The 13,148-nt window shown below is 65.2% G+C and carries 14 protein-coding genes; 9 read left to right on the top strand and 5 right to left on the bottom strand.

The genetic code is table 11. The features are described 5' to 3' along the window. Positions 1–34 precede the first annotated feature (34 nt). The 3 genes from trxA (at position 35) to D8676_RS19485 (ending at position 1,430) form a co-directional block, all read left to right on the top strand. Positions 35–358, top strand: a complete 324-nt coding sequence (trxA, locus tag D8676_RS19495; protein WP_121582756.1) for a thioredoxin — start codon at positions 35–37, stop codon at positions 356–358. A 127-nt stretch (positions 359–485) separates the two neighbouring features. Then, a complete protein-coding gene (locus tag D8676_RS19490; protein ID WP_121582755.1) occupies positions 486–767 on the top strand; it encodes a cupin domain-containing protein in 282 nt (93 codons plus the stop codon). Positions 768–1,067: 300 nt separating this feature from the next. Next, entirely contained in the window at positions 1,068–1,430 is a 363-nt protein-coding gene (locus D8676_RS19485; RefSeq protein WP_121582754.1) for a septal ring lytic transglycosylase RlpA family protein, read from the top strand. A gap of 107 nt (positions 1,431–1,537) precedes the next feature. Here the strand turns inward: D8676_RS19485 and D8676_RS19480 are convergent, their stop codons facing one another. From D8676_RS19480 to D8676_RS19460, 5 genes are all read right to left on the bottom strand, one after another. After that, positions 1,538–2,593: a D-alanine:D-lactate ligase-like protein gene (locus D8676_RS19480; protein WP_121582753.1), complete on the bottom strand. Its 1,056-nt coding sequence runs from the start codon at positions 2,591–2,593 to the stop codon at positions 1,538–1,540. A 92-nt stretch (positions 2,594–2,685) separates the two neighbouring features. Further along, positions 2,686–3,558 (bottom strand): SMP-30/gluconolactonase/LRE family protein, encoded by an 873-nt coding sequence (locus tag D8676_RS19475; RefSeq protein ID WP_121582752.1) that lies wholly within the window; start codon positions 3,556–3,558, stop codon positions 2,686–2,688. Between the two features lie 7 nt (positions 3,559–3,565). Continuing rightward, a complete protein-coding gene (locus D8676_RS19470; protein WP_121582751.1) occupies positions 3,566–4,207 on the bottom strand; it encodes a 2-dehydro-3-deoxy-6-phosphogalactonate aldolase in 642 nt (213 codons plus the stop codon). After that, positions 4,204–5,178 carry a 2-dehydro-3-deoxygalactonokinase gene (locus D8676_RS19465; RefSeq protein ID WP_121582750.1) on the bottom strand — a complete coding sequence of 325 codons (975 nt, stop codon included), beginning with the start codon at positions 5,176–5,178 and terminating at the stop codon, positions 4,204–4,206. Before D8676_RS19465 ends, D8676_RS19470 begins: the two co-directional genes overlap by 4 nt. Beyond that, entirely contained in the window at positions 5,175–5,942 is a 768-nt protein-coding gene (locus D8676_RS19460; RefSeq protein WP_121582749.1) for an SDR family oxidoreductase, read from the bottom strand. The genes D8676_RS19465 and D8676_RS19460 overlap by 4 nt, the downstream gene beginning before the upstream one ends. 279 nt (positions 5,943–6,221) lie before the next feature. Here D8676_RS19460 and D8676_RS19455 point away from each other — a divergent pair, with 279 nt between their 5' ends. The 6 genes from D8676_RS19455 (at position 6,222) to D8676_RS19430 (ending at position 13,108) form a co-directional block, all read left to right on the top strand. After that, a complete protein-coding gene (locus tag D8676_RS19455; RefSeq protein WP_121582748.1) occupies positions 6,222–8,399 on the top strand; it encodes a malate synthase G in 2,178 nt (725 codons plus the stop codon). A 16-nt stretch (positions 8,400–8,415) separates the two neighbouring features. After that, a complete protein-coding gene (tsaB, locus tag D8676_RS19450; RefSeq protein WP_121582747.1) occupies positions 8,416–9,093 on the top strand; it encodes a tRNA (adenosine(37)-N6)-threonylcarbamoyltransferase complex dimerization subunit type 1 TsaB in 678 nt (225 codons plus the stop codon). Positions 9,094–9,132: 39 nt separating this feature from the next. After that, on the top strand, positions 9,133–9,624 hold the full coding sequence (gene rimI / locus D8676_RS19445) for a ribosomal protein S18-alanine N-acetyltransferase (RefSeq protein WP_121582746.1): 492 nt from the start codon (positions 9,133–9,135) through the stop codon (positions 9,622–9,624). 126 nt (positions 9,625–9,750) lie between these two features. After that, positions 9,751–10,563 (top strand): lysophospholipid acyltransferase family protein, encoded by an 813-nt coding sequence (locus tag D8676_RS19440; RefSeq protein ID WP_121582745.1) that lies wholly within the window; start codon positions 9,751–9,753, stop codon positions 10,561–10,563. Between the two features lie 62 nt (positions 10,564–10,625). Then, a complete protein-coding gene (gene miaB, locus D8676_RS19435) occupies positions 10,626–12,020 on the top strand; it encodes a tRNA (N6-isopentenyl adenosine(37)-C2)-methylthiotransferase MiaB (RefSeq protein ID WP_348629026.1) in 1,395 nt (464 codons plus the stop codon). A gap of 92 nt (positions 12,021–12,112) precedes the next feature. Continuing rightward, positions 12,113–13,108, top strand: coding sequence for a PhoH family protein (locus tag D8676_RS19430; protein ID WP_121582743.1), 996 nt, complete (start codon positions 12,113–12,115; stop codon positions 13,106–13,108). Positions 13,109–13,148: the final 40 nt, after the last annotated feature.

Here is a 13,148-nt window from a genome sequence, read left to right as displayed (position 1 = left end):
TGTGCGACGCGAAACACCGAAAGGCTCTGTTCAAATGGCAACCGTCAAGGTCGACAACAACAACTTCAAGAGCGACGTGCTGGAGGCCTCCGAGCCAGTGGTCGTCGATTTCTGGGCCGAGTGGTGCGGCCCGTGCAAGATGATCGGCCCGTCGCTGGAAGAGATCTCCAATGAACTCGCCGGCAAGGTGAAGGTCGCCAAGCTCAATATCGACGAGAACCCCGAGCTCGCCGCGCAGTTCGGCGTACGCTCGATCCCGACGCTGATGATCTTCAAGGGTGGCGAAGTCGCCGACATCAAGGTTGGCGCCCTGCCCAAGACCGCGCTGTCGCACTGGATCGGCGGAAACGTCGCCTGAACGGACAGATCGAGATGAAAGCCCGGCGCTTGCGCCGGGCTTTTTTGTTGGCGCGTCGTTTTCCACGCACTGGCCTTATCGGCGCTCGCCCCTAGCTGCATGATGCAGGCAAAACGGAGGTGCTGCCATGACCGGGACAGCCAAGGCGACCAAACTCATCGACAATGAACGCGTGATCGTCACCGAATGGCGCTTCCAGCCCGGGGACAACACCGGCTGGCATCGTCATGCGCATGACTATGTCATCGTGCCGCTGATGGACGGCAAGCTGAAGCTGGTGACGAAGGAAGGCGAGAGCGTCGCCGAGATGAAGAAGGGCGCGCCCTATTTCCGCAACGAAGGCGTCGAACATGACGTCATCAGCGCCAACGAAGCCGAATACGCCTTCATCGAAATAGAATTGAGATAGTCCGGCATCATCTGGCTCGGTGCTTTCTATCGCTGCCGGCGACGGATGACGGCGCGCTAACCCTCTACTTTCAAAGCAAGTTTTTGCCCGTCAAGCAACGGCTAGGTCAGCCGCGATCATCGATCGAATATCCTGCGATTGACGTTGGGTCACCGAGACAAATTCGCAGGCCTGACACAGTGTTTCGAAGTGTTTCGAAACGTGTGCCAACGTCATGGAACCGCCAGAGCTCTGCCGCATTTGGTGCCTTAATCGTTAAGTACCCAGCGATCCGGGCCTACTTACGGAGAGACTTTAAACATGACGAAAAGAACAATCACGGCCAGCGCCGTAGCGCTGGGCGGGGCCTTCTTTGTCGCCACATTTACGGCTCCGGCCTCGGCAAAATCACAATGCGGCAGCGCCTCATGGTATGCGCTCTATTCCCAGACCGCTTCCGGCGAGCAGATGAATCCCGCCGAACTGACGGCTGCGCATCGCACTCTTCCTTTTGGCACCAAGCTCAAGGTCACCAACCAGAAGAACGGCAAGTCGGTGATCGTGCGCATCAACGACCGTGGCCCCTTCATCAAGGGGCGTGTGATAGACCTGTCGAAGGGTGCTGCGAAGCAGCTTGGCTTCATCAGCTCCGGCGTGACCGACATCTGCATGGCGAAGGCCTGAGGCGACTGGCGGGCGGGTCTCTCGAGGCGCGTCTGTGAAGGCTAGCAATGCCAAAGCATCGTGCGAGTCTGCAGCAGGATGCAGGACCCGGGTCCCTTGAGGGCGCGCTATCTCCCGAAGAACCGGCGTGCAGCCGTTTCCGCCATCGCCTCCGGTAGGCTCATCTGCCACTGCGAACGGCAATAGGCGCGAAAATCGAAGCAAGGCAGGCCAGGGCATACCTCGAATTCGATGAGGTGGATCGTGCCGTCCGCCTCTACCCGAAAATCCATCGAAAAGACGTCGCGCAGGCCCAGCGCCTGCATGAGCCGCGCGGCGATCGCCCGGATTGACGCGGCGGCCTCCGGCTGGCTGTCCGCCACGGCGGAAAGTTTGGGTTCGATATAACGGCCGTCGGCGACGGCTTGCGCGCCCGTATCGCCGTAGAGCGCCATCGAATCGTCCATCGTCTGGAAGTCGCCGTCCGAATCGACGAAGGCGATTCCGAGCGCCTCGGTCCCGGTTTCGGGGCGCACCGCCAGAAAGCTGGCGCGCACATTGCGGCCGGGTACGTAGGGCTGAACGACGACGGCATCGCGATAGGCACCGTAAACGCGGCGACTGAGCTCCAAAGCATGGCCGAGGGTTTCGCAGTGCGAATCTGGCCAGATGCCGATCTTGGCGCCGAGCCGGTTGGGCTTCACGAACCAGCCGCGTGACGAAGGAGGCGGCTCGGCCAGCCATTCGCCGTTCGAGGCGAGACCGGCCGGTGGGACCGGCAGATCGAGCGCCGAAAGCACGGCGCCGGAACGGAACTTGTCCTGGCATAAAGCGAACAGGGAATCGTCAGCGCCAATGGTCGGCAACCCATTCAGACGCGCCAGCGCCGGCGCGGCGCCGCCGCGGAAATAGGCCACGCCGTCGGTGAGCGTCCAGACCAGCGTATTTTCGGCCGGTCTTCCGGCTAGACCTTTCGCAGCATCGTCCAGCGCGAGTGGCAGGAAATCGAGGCCACGCGCGGCACAGGCTTTTTCGATGGTGGGAAATTCTGGCGGGAGGTCGGTCGACTGCGCCAGATAGGAGGAAATCTCCAGCGCGTGTTGCTCAACAAAACCCTGGGCGGCGAGGCGCGCCCGACAGGCGGCTTCGGGTTCGTAGACGAGGATGAGGGTGGGTCTGGGCATACAAAATCCGGCGAGGTGGCCAGCATGGGCGCTGAGCCGCCACCTTGACCCTCTACGTCGAGACCGGGAGAGATGGCCTCGACGTGAATTGTCTACAAAGCGACGGGCGGGTCGAAGCGACCCTTGACCGGCAGGTCGACAAGGAACGTCTTGCCCGCCTGCGGATCGCGCTCGCGCCCCTTCGCGTCATAGGAATGATAGGCCGAGGTGACGATCATGCGGTCGGCGTTGGGACCGACGAAACAGGGGCACGAACTCTGCCTGGCCGGCATCGGGATTGAGCGAATGCGCTTGCCGTCGGGCGAATAGGCGTCGAGGCTGGCTGCACCCCAGCGCGCGTTCCACAACACCCCCTCCGCATCGACGACGGAGCCGTCCAGGCCGCCCTTGTCCTTGCGTTGGTCATAGAAGACCGTGGGCTCGCCGGTGGGCAGGCCGGTCGCCGGATCGCAGTCGACGCGCATCAGCAAATTGATCGCGGTGTCGGTGTAGTAGGCGATCCTGCCGTCCGGCGAGAAACAGATCGAATTCGGGATGCCGATGCCGGGAAAAAGCGTCCTGATCTCGCCCTTGAAGTACCAGCGGATCGATCCGCCGCCCTTCTCTTCCGTCCGGGCCATGGTGCCGAACCAGAGTGCGCCCGACGGGTGCACCCGCGAATCGTTGGAGCGGGTCAGCGGGTTGTCGGCCTCGACAGGCCGGTGGAGGGTCAGCTTTCCCGTCCTGACGTCGCGTATGTGAAGCCCGGTCTCCGTCACCAGGAGCTGCCGGTCCGCATCGATGACGGTGAGCGCGCTCGCCATCACCGGCAGGTCGTGAACGACGACATCCCCATCCGGCCAGCGCTTCTCGAGCAGCTTCTTTCCCAGGATGTCGAACCAGAACAGCGTATCCGATTGCGGGTCGTAGGTCGGACCTTCGCCGAGATGGCAGGCGATGTCGGAAAGGATGGAGACGGTGGTCATGACGATCTTAAGCCTCTTGGCCCTTTGCGAAGACGGCATCCCATTCGGCGGCGGCGGCGAGTGCGCGACCGGCCACCGCCTCGGCGCCGAGGCCAGGCGCATAGAGGCTGGAGCCGAGGCCGAAGGTCGAGACGCCGATCCTGGCGTAGTCTGCGAAATCCTTCTCCGAGACGCCACCGACCGCACCGACGATCGCGTCCTTCGGCAGAACGGCTTTGACCGCCGAAATGCCTTTCGTACCGAGTGCGCTGGCCGGGAAGAATTTCAGCGCCGAAGCGCCGAGCGAAAGCGCCAGGAAGGCTTCGGTCGGCGTGAAGACTCCGGGCATGGTGACCATGCCGTGATGATTGGCGCGTTCCATGACGGCGCGGTCTATATTGGGGCTGACCAGCAAGCGCCCGCCGGCATTGTGGAGGCTGTCGACCTGCTCAGCGCTCAGCACCGTGCCTGCGCCGACCAGCGCCGGCTTCGGCAGCGATCTTGCCAGCATCTCGATCGAACGGAACGGGTCGGGCGAGTTGAGCGGCACCTCGATGGCGTGGATGCCGGCTTCGAAGACCGCTGCGGCGACGGCGAGCACCTCATCCGGTTTCACGCCGCGCAGGATCGCGACGAGGCGGCGCTGGAGCTTTGGGAAGGGCACGGTCATGACAGGGAACTTTCCGATACGGGACCTGTCCAGCCGAGGCGCTTTGCCGCCTCGAACAGGCCGGTGCGGACGGCGTCGTCGGCGTCCGCCTGCAAGACGGCGCAGCCTGCCAGCCTCAATGCGGCGGCGTAAAGCGTACCGAGCGGACCGGAGGCGACGAGGATAACTTCGCCGGCCGGGAGATCGAAGAGCTGGCGCGCCGAGGCGATCTCGGCGCCGATGAGCAGGCCAGAGAGCTTTGCCGCTGCGTCGGCGGGCCGCAGGTCCTGGAGCAGGGTGGCCGCGCGGATGCGGAAGAGCGACGGGCCGATGTCGCCACCTTGGGCGAGCGCATCGGTGCAGGCAGCGACGAAGGCCGGCGTATCCGGCAGCGCGGGCGCGACGTTGTCGCCGAGCGAGTGGCGCAGGATCGACTGCTTCGAGAGCACGGAAAAAAGCTCGCCGGTCAGCCAGGTACGAAAGCCGGCGATCACGCCGCCCTCGGCCTCCACCCATTTCGAATGGGTACCGGGCATGCAGATGACGTGGCGGCCGGAAGCGAACAGCGGCAGCACGCCGGCGAGCTGCGTTTCCTCGCCGCGCATGACGTCGGGCTCGTTGGCATTGCGCTGCGCCAGGCCGGGCAGAATGCGGATTTTTCGCGTCCTGTCTGAGCCTTGGCCCGAACCTTGGCCCGGTACCGGAACCGCGCCGGCGAGGATGCCGTCGAGGCCGGCGGGGAGCGTCACATAAGGCGCTTCGATCCAGCCTTGGCGCGCCCCGGCCATGCCGCAGACGACCACCGGCAGACTGTCGGGTGCGCCGACGGCGGCGAGGTGCTTTTCGAGGATCGGACCGAAACCTTCGGCGCCGGCGGTGAGCATGCCCTCGCCGCTGCGCCGTTCCGCCAGCACTGCTCCGGCAGCATCGAGCAGCCAGAGGCGAAAACTCGACGTGCCCCAGTCGACGGCGGCGACGGCGGGTTTCGTCACAGATAGCCTCCGTCGACGATCAGCGTCTGCGCGGTCAGCATACGCGAGGCGTCGGAAGCGAGGAAGAGGCAGGTGCCGACCATGTCGTCGGGCTGCATCACCTCGCGGATGCACTGCTTGGCAACGTGTGCGGCGAGTGTTTCCTCAGTGGCCCAGAGCTTCTGCTGACGCTCGGTGATCACCCAGCCCGGCGCCACCGCGTTGACGCGGATGCCGTGCGGGCCGAGCCGCCCGGCAAGACCCTTGGTGAGGCCGATGATGCCGGCCTTGGCGGCCGTATAGGAGGGCATGTCAGGATGATTGATCAGGAAGGAGGTGGAGGTGAAGTTGATGATCGATCCTTTGCCGGCTTCGATCATGCCGGGGGCGACGGCCTGCGCGGTGAAGAAATGCGGGCGAAGGTTGATCGCCTGGTTGTTGTCCCAATACTCCTCCGTCACCGCATCGATGTCGTGGCGCTCGTCATAGGCGGCATTGTTGATCAGCACCGTGACAGGTCCATGCGCCGCGGCGGCCTCGGCGGCAGCCTTGCGCAGCGCCTCGATGTCGGTCAGGTCGGTCTTGATATAAAGGGGACGGATCGCCCCTGCGGCCGCGATCCGCTCGACAAGCGCGCGGCTCGGCACTTCGGCGATGTCGACGAAGGCGACCCTTGCGCCCTGGCGGGCGAAGCCTTCGGTGAGCGCGACGCCGATGCCGGAGCCGCCGCCGGTGATCAGCACCGAAGCGCCTTCGAGATCGGGAAATCGCGCCGATGGCATCATTATCTTCGTCCCTGCCGGAAAAATCGCGAGGCAAGGTATCGACGAAGCCGGAGCCGAGGGCAAGGCCTATCCCGGTGGCAGGTCAAATCGATTTTATGAGCCCGCCGAGCATGCTGCCGCGATCGGGAGCCGCGCAGAAACCGGACCGCCCACGGATGCGTTCGTCAGTCTTGGACGCGAGGTTCGCGCTGCTTGAACAGCGGATCAATTGACCCTCCTGCCTTTGCGTGGTCAAAGGCCCGGAATTGACGGACAAATACGACCTCGGAGATGAACGGAATGACTGATCGCGTCGAAATCGCCGGCCTGCAGATTGCCCGCGAGCTGCACGACTTCGTCGTGGAGGAAGCGATTCCGGGAACCGGCATCGAGGCCAGGGAATTCTGGGCCGGACTGTCCAACATCATTCACGATCTGGCCCCACGCAACCGAGCGCTGCTCCGGCGGCGCGACGACCTGCAGGGGAAGATCGACGCCTGGCACCGCCAGCATGGCGCCCCGACCGACATGGAGGACTACAAGGCGTTCCTCAAGGAGATCGGCTACCTCGTTCCGGAAGGTACTCCTTTCAAGGTGACGACCGAGAACGTCGATCCGGAGATTGCATCGATCGCCGGGCCGCAGCTCGTCGTGCCGGTGATGAACGCGCGCTATGCGCTCAACGCCGCCAATGCGCGCTGGGGCTCGCTTTACGATGCGCTCTACGGCACCGACGCGATCACCGACACCGGCGGCGCGGAGAAGGGCAAGGACTACAATCCGGTGCGTGGCGGCAAGGTGATCGCCTGGGTGCGCAACTTCCTGGACGACGCGGCGCCGCTCGACGGCGCCAACTGGCGGGCGGTGCGCGGCTTCTCGGTCCAACACGAAAAGCTGGTGGTGGCGCTCGACGGCGACCGGACGACCGGCCTCAAGCAGCCGGAAAAATTCGCCGGTTATCTCGGCGAGGCCGCGGCTCCGACACAGTTCCTGCTCAAGAACAACGGTATCCATATCGAGATCCTGATCGACGCCACCTCCACGATAGGCAAGACGGACTCCGCGAACATTTCGGATGTCTGGCTGGAGTCGGCCGTCACCACCATCCAGGATTTCGAGGATTCGATCGCCGCGGTCGATGCCGAGGACAAGGTTGCCGCCTACCGCAACTGGCTCGGCCTGATGAAGGGCGACCTGAAGGAAGAGGTCGAGAAGGGCGGCAGGACGTTCACCCGCAAGCTCAACCCCGACCTCGACTACCAAGCGCCTGACGGCTCGACCTTCGAGGTGAAGTGCCGCTCGCTGATGCTGGTGCGCAATGTCGGCCACCTGATGTCCAATCCGGCAATCGTCGACCGTGAGGGGCATGAGGTCCCCGAGGGCATCATGGATGCTGCGGTCACCGCGCTGATCGCGCTGCACGACATCGGCGAGAACGGGCGCCGCAAGAATTCGCGCAGCGGCTCCATGTATGTGGTGAAGCCCAAGATGCACGGGCCGGACGAGGTCGAGTTCGCCGTGGAGATATTCGCGCGCGTCGAGAAGATGCTGAAGATGACGCCGAACACCATGAAGATGGGCATCATGGATGAGGAGCGGCGCACGACGGTTAACCTCAAGGAGTGCATCCGCGCCGCCAAGGAGCGGGTCGTGTTCATCAACACCGGCTTCCTCGACCGCACCGGCGACGAGATCCACACCTCGATGGAAGCCGGGCCGATGATCCGCAAGGGCGACATGCGCCAGGCTGCCTGGATCTCAGCCTACGAAACCTGGAACGTCGACACCGGGCTTGAATGCGGCCTGTCGGGCCACGCCCAGATCGGCAAGGGCATGTGGGCGATGCCCGACATGATGGCGGCGATGCTTGAGCAGAAGATCGGTCACCCGAAGGCCGGCGCCAACACCGCCTGGGTGCCATCTCCGACGGCCGCCACCCTGCACGCGACGCATTATCATCGGGTCGACGTGCACGCGGTGCAGGAGAGCCTGAAGAGCCGCCCGAAGGCCAGGCTCGACGACATTCTCTCCGTGCCGGTCGCCGTGCGGCCGAACTGGACGGCCGAGGACATCCAGAAGGAACTCGACAACAACGCGCAGGGCATCCTGGGTTATGTCGTGCGCTGGATCGACCAGGGCGTCGGCTGCTCCAAGGTGCCCGATATCAACAATGTCGCGCTGATGGAGGACCGCGCCACGCTGCGCATCTCCTCGCAGCACATCGCCAACTGGCTGCACCACGGCGTGGCGAGCGGCGAGCAGGTGATGGAAACGCTGCGGCGCATGGCGGCGGTCGTCGACAAGCAGAACGAGGGCGATCCGCTTTACCGGCCGATGGCCGCCGATTTCGACGGGTCGATCGCCTTCCAGGCTGCCTGCGACCTCGTGTTCAAGGGCCGCGATCAGCCGAACGGCTACACCGAGCCGGTGCTGCACGCGCGCCGGCTGGAGCTCAAGGCGCGGGACCGGGCGGGATGACACGCGCGGACGCTACATGATCGTCCTGGCCATCGACACGGCTTCGGCGCTCTGCGCGGCCTGCGTCTACGACAGCGATGCCGGCAAGGAACTCGGCCGGTCGGTGCTCGATCTCGGCAAGGGCCATGCCGAGCATCTGATGGGTGTGGTGAACGACGCCATGGCTGAGGCCGGCGTGGATTTCCCGGCGCTCGACCGTATCGCGGTCGCGGTCGGGCCCGGCTCGTTCACCGGCGTGCGTGTCGGCGTGTCGGCGGCGCGTGGCTTTGCGATGGCGCTCAAGATTCCGGCCGTCGGCGTGACGACCCTGGAGGCGATCGCGGCGGAAACGCGGGAACGGTCAGGGGCGAGGAAAGTGATGGCCGCGCTCGACGGCGGCCGTGGCGAAGTCCATTTGGCCGTCTACGACGAAGCGGGCGCGCTGCTGTTCGGTCCGGTGGCGACGACGCTGCAGGGGGCCGCAGCGATTGCCAGGGAGCATCTGCCGCTGCTGGTTGGCTCGGCGGCGGCGACGGTGGCCGAGGAAGCGGGCGCGAGGTTGGAAACCGGCGCGTCCGGGTCGACCGCCGACATCGTCGTCTATGCCCGGCTGGGCGCGATCAAGGTAGCCGGCGAAAGGCCGAAGCCGCTTTACCTGCGCGACGCCGACGCCAAGCCGCAGGCCGGTTTCGTCCTGCCGCGAATCCGGTCATGATCCCGGCCGGAAACGCCGGTGAGACAAAGATCGATTTTCATGCGCATACCCTTTCTGACGCCGAAGACCCGCGACTATGCGCTGGAGCCGCTGACCCCGAACGACAGTCCGGCGGTCGCGGCGATCCACCATGAGGATTTCGTGCGACCCTGGAGCGATGGCGAGTTCGCAAGCCTGCTCGCACAGGACACCGTGTTCGGCTTCGCCGCCCGGGAGACCGGCAAGGGCGACGCTCCGCCGGTGGGTTTCGTGCTGGCGCGGCTGGCGGCCGGCGAGGGTGAGATCCTTACGGTCGCGGTGGCGCGGACGCATCGCCGGCAGGGTCTCGGCTGGCGGCTGATGGACGCGGTGCTGCGCGAGCTGCACAGCCAACGCGCCGAGGCGCTTTTCCTCGAGGTCGACGAGGCCAACGCGCCGGCGATCGCGCTCTACCGGCGGCTAGGCTTCTTCGAAGTAGGCAAGCGGCCACACTATTATGAGACCGGCGAGGGCCGAAGCGGAGCGCTTGTCATGCGGCGCGATCTTCGCTAGCGCGTGTCCATGAAGCATCCCCGACCTGGAAAGCCTGCACTTTGCTAGGATCGTGCTTCAGAGCCATTCCGCAAAAGTGGGAACCGGTTTCCGTCCGGAAATGCGACAGATAGGGCGGCCTGAAAGATGATCGGCAGCATCCGGCTAGTGGTCGCACTGGGCAGCGTCGTCGCCTCGACGCTGGTGCTGGTGCCCCTCCAGCTGATCGCCATGAAGACGAAACTCTGGAGCGAGTGGCGCGTGTTGCGTCTCTGGCACCGGGGCAACTGCCGGGCGCTGGGTTTCCGCGTCCACCAAAAGGGTGAATTGACCGCCAGGCGGCCGCTGGTCGTTGCCGCAAACCATGTGTCCTGGACCGATATTTCCGTCATCGGCTCGCACTGCGAGGTTTCCTTCATCGCCAAGGCTGACATGGCGACGTGGCCGGTGATGGGTTGGCTGGCGCGGCTGCAGCGCACGATCTTCATCGAGCGCGAACTCAGGCGCACCTCCGGCAAGCAGGCCGGCGAGATCGCGCGGCGTCTCGCCGCCGGCGAAGCAGTGGTGCTGTTCGCCGAAGGCACGACCGGCGACGGCAATCTCGTCCTGCCGTTCAAGTCCACGCTATTCGGCGCCGCCACCATGGCGCTCCAGGAAGGCGCCATCGACAAGGTCTACATCCAGCCACTGACCATAGCCTATACGCGGATCCAGGGCATGCCGATGGGCCGACGGGGCCGGTCGCTGGCCGCCTGGATCGGCGATACTGAGCTGGCGCCGCACGCCGCCGCCCTGCTCAAGGAAGGTGCGGTCGACGTGGAGCTGCATTTCGGCGAGCCGATCGAGTTCCTGCCCGGTGACAGCCGCAAGGAGGCAACGCGCCGTGCTGAGGCCGATGTGCGCGCCATGCTGGAGACCGCGCTTGCCCGCCCAGAGCCGAGCAAACGCCGGCCGGCATAGCCAGAATCGTCTGTTTTTTGTCGCAGAAACCCTCTAAAAGCCGCCCGATGGAACTGGAACAGATCGAGCCGGCCGAGAACGCCGACCGTGCGGAAGGTGAAGTGAACCCGCCGGTTGCCGCAAAGAAGGTCTTCGTCAAGACCTATGGCTGCCAGATGAATGTCTATGACAGCCAGCGCATGTCGGATGCCCTGGCGGTGGACGGCTATGCCGGCACGGACCGCATCGAGGATGCCGATCTTGTGCTCCTCAATACCTGCCATATTCGCGAGAAGGCCGCCGAAAAGGTCTATTCGGAGCTCGGCCGCATACGCGACCTCAAGGCGGAGCGGGCTAGCCGCGGGCTGGAGACGGTGATCGGCGTCGCCGGCTGCGTGGCCCAGGCGGAGGGTCGCGAGATCATCCGCCGGCAGAATGCCGTCGATCTGGTCATCGGCCCGCAGACCTATCATCGCCTGCCGGAAGCGTTGAGGAAGGCGAGGAACGGCGAGAAGGTCGTCGAGACCGACTACGCCATCGAGGACAAGTTCGAGCATCTGCCGCAGCCCCGCAAGGCCGAGGTCATTGGGCGCGGCGTAACGGCCTTCCTCACCGTGCAGGAGGGCTGCGACAAGTTCTGTACCTTCTGTGTGGTGCCCTATACGCGCGGCTCGGAAGTGTCGCGTCCGGTGGCGCAGATCGTGGCCGAGGCGGAAAGGCTGGCTGAAGCCGGCGTGCGCGAGGTGACGCTGCTCGGCCAGAACGTCAACGCCTGGCACGGCGAGGGCCCGGACGGTGGCGAATGGGGGCTCGGTCGCCTGCTCCTGCGCCTCGCTGAGATCCCCGGCATCGCGCGGCTGCGCTACACGACCAGCCATCCGCGCGACATGGACGACGAGCTGATCGAGGCGCATCGCGACCTCGCCGCACTGATGCCTTATCTGCACCTGCCCGTGCAGGCGGGTTCCGACCGCATCCTGAAGGCCATGAACCGCCGCCACAAGGCCGCCGACTACCTCAAGCTGGTTGAGCGCATCCGCGCCGTGCGGCCGGACATGGCGATGTCGGGCGATTTCATTGTCGGCTTTCCCGGTGAGACGGACGCCGATTTCGAGGCGACACTGGAGCTGGTGCGGACTGTACAATACGCACAAGCCTTCTCCTTCAAATATTCGCCGCGCCCCGGCACGCCCGGCGCCGACATGACGGACCACGTCGCCGAAGCGGTGAAGGACGAGCGTTTGCAGCGTCTGCAGGCGTTGCTCGGCGAGCAGCAGCAGGATTTCACTGCCGCGATGGCCGGCAGGACGATCAGCGCCCTGATCGACAAGCCCGGTCGCCAGCCTGGCCAGCTTGTCGGTCGCTCGCCCTGGCTACAGCCGGTGATTGTTGATGAAACCGCCGGCGAAATCGGTGACATTATCGATGTGCGAATCACGCGAACAGGCAGGAACAGCCTGTTCGCCGAGCCGATCTGATGGCGGCTGACGAGGAGAGACGGTTGAGCGCTACCGAATTGAAGAAGCCGCCCGCCAGTCCAGCATCGGGGCCGGCATCCGGGGCTTCCGACATGGCGCATATCGTGCTCACCTTCGACAACAACCGGCTGGCGAGTGCGCTCTACGGACAATTCGACGAGAATCTGGCGCGGCTGGAGCAGAAGCTCGGCGTCGATATACGCTCGCGCGGCAACCAGCTCACCATCAAGGGCTCGTCATCGGCGGCCGAGCAGGCGCGCCGGGCGCTCGACAATCTTTACGGCATCCTGCAGAAGGGCGCCGATATCGGCCAGTCGGACGTCGACGGCGCGGTCAGGATGGCGATCGCCGCCGACGACCAGCTGACGCTGCCGACGCTGGAGCGCAAGGGAAAGATGGCCGCCGCGCAGATCGCCACCAGGAAACGCACGATCTACGCCCGCTCGACCAACCAGGACGCCTATATGCGCGCACTGGAGCGCGCCGAGCTGGTGTTCGGCATCGGCCCGGCCGGCACCGGCAAGACCTATCTGGCGGTGGCGCATGCGGCGATGCTGCTCGAGCGCGGCATGGTCGAGCGCATCGTGCTGTCGCGGCCTGCCGTCGAGGCCGGCGAGCGGCTGGGCTTTCTGCCTGGAGACATGAAGGAGAAGGTCGATCCCTATCTCCGTCCGCTCTACGATGCGCTCTACGACATGATGCCTGCCGACAAGGTCGAGCGGGCGATCACCGCCGAGGTGATCGAGATCGCGCCGCTCGCCTTCATGCGCGGCCGCACGCTTGCGCATTGCGCCGTGATCCTCGACGAAGCCCAGAATACCACGCCGATGCAGATGAAGATGTTCCTGACCCGCCTCGGCGAGGGCTCGCGCATGATCGTCACCGGCGACCCCACGCAGATCGACCTGCCGCCGAACACCAAGTCCGGACTTGTCGAGGCCCTGCGCATCCTCGACGGCGTGCCGGGCGCCGTCCCCGTGCGCTTCAACGACACCGACGTGGTCAGGCATCCGCTGGTCGCCGAGATCGTCAAGGCCTATGACCGCGACGCCAAGATGGCGCGCGGGCTGGGCACCGGCGAAGACTGAGACGGTCGTTCCCGCCAGGGAGCGCCCGTCCGCCGTAGCC

Origin of the sequence: Mesorhizobium sp. YM1C-6-2 (assembly GCF_003666685.1) — a bacterium.
Taxonomy (GTDB): Bacteria; Pseudomonadota; Alphaproteobacteria; order Rhizobiales; family Rhizobiaceae; genus Mesorhizobium_K.
Note: the sequence above shows the minus strand (reverse complement) of the source record. Positions and strands in the feature narration are given on the sequence as shown.

Coding starts and splice junctions, on each gene's coding strand:
- D8676_RS19470 (WP_121582751.1), bottom strand. CDS start 4,207: ATGACCGTGCCCTTCCCAAAGCTCCAGCGCCGCCTCGTCGCGATCCTG.
- D8676_RS19480 (WP_121582753.1), bottom strand. CDS start 2,593: ATGCCCAGACCCACCCTCATCCTCGTCTACGAACCCGAAGCCGCCTGT.
- D8676_RS19485 (WP_121582754.1), top strand. CDS start 1,068: ATGACGAAAAGAACAATCACGGCCAGCGCCGTAGCGCTGGGCGGGGCC.
- tsaB (WP_121582747.1), top strand. CDS start 8,416: ATGATCGTCCTGGCCATCGACACGGCTTCGGCGCTCTGCGCGGCCTGC.
- D8676_RS19475 (WP_121582752.1), bottom strand. CDS start 3,558: ATGACCACCGTCTCCATCCTTTCCGACATCGCCTGCCATCTCGGCGAA.
- D8676_RS19490 (WP_121582755.1), top strand. CDS start 486: ATGACCGGGACAGCCAAGGCGACCAAACTCATCGACAATGAACGCGTG.
- D8676_RS19440 (WP_121582745.1), top strand. CDS start 9,751: ATGATCGGCAGCATCCGGCTAGTGGTCGCACTGGGCAGCGTCGTCGCC.
- trxA (WP_121582756.1), top strand. CDS start 35: ATGGCAACCGTCAAGGTCGACAACAACAACTTCAAGAGCGACGTGCTG.
- D8676_RS19455 (WP_121582748.1), top strand. CDS start 6,222: ATGACTGATCGCGTCGAAATCGCCGGCCTGCAGATTGCCCGCGAGCTG.
- D8676_RS19460 (WP_121582749.1), bottom strand. CDS start 5,942: ATGATGCCATCGGCGCGATTTCCCGATCTCGAAGGCGCTTCGGTGCTG.
- rimI (WP_121582746.1), top strand. CDS start 9,133: ATGCGCATACCCTTTCTGACGCCGAAGACCCGCGACTATGCGCTGGAG.
- D8676_RS19430 (WP_121582743.1), top strand. CDS start 12,113: ATGGCGCATATCGTGCTCACCTTCGACAACAACCGGCTGGCGAGTGCG.